Source organism: uncultured Arcobacter sp. (genome assembly GCF_937982575.1).
In the GTDB taxonomy this organism is placed as follows: domain Bacteria; phylum Campylobacterota; class Campylobacteria; order Campylobacterales; family Arcobacteraceae; genus Arcobacter.
In genome coordinates this window covers 1-2,771 of the sequence record NZ_CALJLR010000022.1, presented here as the reverse complement: position 1 = coordinate 2,771, position 2,771 = coordinate 1, and the positions used below count along the sequence as shown (strand labels likewise).

The window sequence follows — 2,771 nt, the reverse complement described above, 5'->3', positions numbered from 1 at the left end:
GAAGTGGTGCACTTTTGCACTGCATATTGGTGCACTTTTGGTTTGCACTTGACATATACGACTAAGTTCTGATACTATTAAGTGATCACCAGCTTGTAGAGTTTCAAAAAGCTCATCTATCTTTCTATCTTCATCTTTTTTGCGACTACTCATCTTCACTTCAATAAATTCAACTTTACCAAGTGCGTTTTTATTTACATAATTTAAAATTGAGTGCTGTTGATTTTGTAAATCTTGTTGGTCTGTACTAACTCGAATATACCCTATAGTTTTTGCCATTTTTACCTCATTTACCAATTAATATAATTATAGCATAAATAGTTTTATATTTTTACTATTTATATATACTTTTATTAGTAAAAATAAAATAGTATCTAATGTTCATTAAAAAGTAAAAAGATATTCCTTTACTTCTAAATTAATAAGTATTTTTATAAATATTAGAGATAATATCTAACAAATAATTTGATAGCAAAGGATAAAACTATTTTACCAGCAATTGAAACAGTTTTAAAAACAGGTAATGAACAATTCATATTTGACGGCGAAAAACTTCCCTTAAATGTTCTTTCTTTTTGGAGTTGGTCAAGCTCAGAACTATTGGGAAATGCACTGCGTGGAATTTTGGCTGAATTTATAGTCGCATCAACAATAGACCAGCTTCATAGTCCAAGAGAAGAGTGGGATGCTTATGACCTAAAAACAAAAAATGGACTAAAAATTGAAATCAAATCATCTTCATATCTTCAAAGTTGGGAGCAAGCAGAACTATCTAAGATTATTTTTGGGATTCAACCTACTCATGAAAATAGAACTAATCCAACTGAGCAAATACGCCAATCAGATATTTATATATTTTGTGTATTAGCTCACAAAAACAAAAACAGTGTCAATCCACTGGATTTATCACAATGGGATTTTTATATCTTAGAAACTTCGATCCTCAACATGAAAGTTAAAAATCAAAAAAGCATAACACTATCAAGTCTGGAAAAATTAAACCCAATAAAAATCAAATACGATAACTTAGAAAGTGAAATAATACGCTTAGAAGAGAAAATACTCAACTAGCATATAGCTAACTTTTGGCTTTATACAATGGGCTGTATTTTGAGTAACCGTTTTCGTATCTAAATTTCCCTATGGCAACCACAACGGTAAAAAGTACTAAAGGGAGAAATGTAATCTCTAAAGCTGACATAAATACATCCTAAAAAAACTCTCTCAAAGAATCTCTAAATGGTTTGTAGTATGTTGCAAGTAGTGCGGTCACAATCATCATCAAAATAACAAATGATGCATTCTGCTCACCACGAAGTAATGCGAAAATAAACAGTGCAATTAAAAGCAATAAAAACGGCATAAAAACCTCCTAAATGAAGCAATTTAATACACTCAAGTATCAGTTGGTTTCATATTTCTTTCCAATATCTCGTTAAGTTTCTATTTGTAAACTGATATGAACAGTAGGAGTAAATCCTTTCTTAAACATTTCAACATATGATTTTGGTGTTAAAACTATAACATCATTATTTGTAATGTTTATTTTTGTGGATTCGTAACCTTCAAATGTCCATTTGAACACTTTATTATTCCAAATAAGATATTGAATAGAATCAATTTCTATCATTGTACCATTTGGCAATAAATTCATTTTATCTTGATATGTAACTTTTTGTTTCTTGTTGATTCTATCTCGATGAATAATTTTATCAATATTAGCTATACTTGTTGAATTATCAAGAAGTAAGCTTTGATTTGCTTCTAGCCATTTTTCTTTAAATTCATTATATCTTTGTCTTCTACATTCTGCACAAGGACGATGCCCTGCTGAAAATGCTGTTGCTTCATCTAAAAAAAACAGCTCAGTATATTTACCTTTTGCCATTAACTCTCGTTTTCTACCTTTGAATTCTAATTGACAAGTTACCCAACCTTTTATTTTAAAAGGTGAAATAATTTCTTTTTCCTCGTTATGGATAATGCCACGATTTCCAAGAAATGCACCTCTTGATTTTACAGCTTTAATTTCACCTTTTGGGTTAACCCTATTTTGTAATGGCATCAAAACATCCTTTTGTAAGCTAACAATTGCTTAACATTATAACACTATTCTTGAACATAATAAACTGTATCGCCTATGGCTAATGTAAATTTCCAACCGTTTTTTATAGCATCTTCTCTCAGCCAAGTTTTTGGTTTATCAAAATCATCACTCTTGCAATTTCCTAAATAGTTTGGAAATCTATTTGACTCAAGACACATCATGACCTTTTGAAAATTTTTTACCTTTTTAAAAGTCACATAAAATGAATGGTTATTAACTGCAATCCAACCATCTTGTAAAATGTCTATAACTTCAAAGACCTTATTGCTTGGTTTGCATTTTACATATTCATAAGTCATAGTTGAAGTTTCACAATCGATTATTCTTCCTATATCATCAGCATGTAGATAGGAATTTCCAAAAAAATATGTCAATAGAAAAAAGAGATAAACTCTTGACACTACCATCTTACTCCAGTAGTGTCATACATAGCCCAAAAATTTGCTTGTCTGTGATAGTAAGCATTTGCATTACCTTTCTTATCTGGCTTGAACCAAGCAAATATAAATGGCATCCATACAACAAACTCTGCAAAAGCATTGTCACTTACACTGTGTATAAACGCTAGCATAGAGCTATAATCTGCGATAACCCAGTAACCTGCCAAAATGGTAGTGTAAAATAATTTCTGTAAATTCCAAATCAACTATGATTATAAAAAATA

The 2,771-nt window shown here is 30.2% G+C and carries 6 protein-coding genes; 1 reads left to right on the top strand and 5 read right to left on the bottom strand.

The features are described 5' to 3' along the window. A partial coding sequence (locus Q0617_RS12730; RefSeq protein ID WP_298753709.1) for a recombinase family protein occupies nt 1-279 on the bottom strand: 279 nt, incomplete at its 3' end. Between the two features lie 186 nt (nt 280-465). Between Q0617_RS12730 and Q0617_RS12725 the strand changes: the two genes are divergently transcribed. Continuing rightward, nucleotides 466-1,071 carry a hypothetical protein gene (locus Q0617_RS12725; RefSeq protein ID WP_298753707.1) on the top strand — a complete coding sequence of 202 codons (606 nt, stop codon included), beginning with the start codon at nt 466-468 and terminating at the stop codon, nt 1,069-1,071. A 139-nt stretch (nt 1,072-1,210) separates the two neighbouring features. On the opposite strand, the gene Q0617_RS12720 is transcribed toward Q0617_RS12725, so the two are convergent. The 4 genes from Q0617_RS12720 to Q0617_RS12705 form a co-directional block, all read right to left on the bottom strand. Beyond that, the gene (locus tag Q0617_RS12720) at nt 1,211-1,363 is read right to left on the bottom strand and encodes a hypothetical protein (protein WP_298753706.1); all 153 of its coding nucleotides are present in this window, start codon (nt 1,361-1,363) and stop codon (nt 1,211-1,213) included. 72 nt (nt 1,364-1,435) lie between these two features. Next, entirely contained in the window at nt 1,436-2,065 is a 630-nt protein-coding gene (locus Q0617_RS12715; RefSeq protein WP_298753705.1) for a hypothetical protein, read from the bottom strand. 44 nt (nt 2,066-2,109) lie between these two features. Continuing rightward, nucleotides 2,110-2,514, bottom strand: a complete 405-nt coding sequence (locus Q0617_RS12710) for a hypothetical protein (protein ID WP_298753704.1) — start codon at nt 2,512-2,514, stop codon at nt 2,110-2,112. Beyond that, on the bottom strand, nt 2,508-2,678 hold the full coding sequence (locus tag Q0617_RS12705; protein ID WP_298753703.1) for a hypothetical protein: 171 nt from the start codon (nt 2,676-2,678) through the stop codon (nt 2,508-2,510). Before Q0617_RS12705 ends, Q0617_RS12710 begins: the two co-directional genes overlap by 7 nt. Nucleotides 2,679-2,771: the final 93 nt, after the last annotated feature.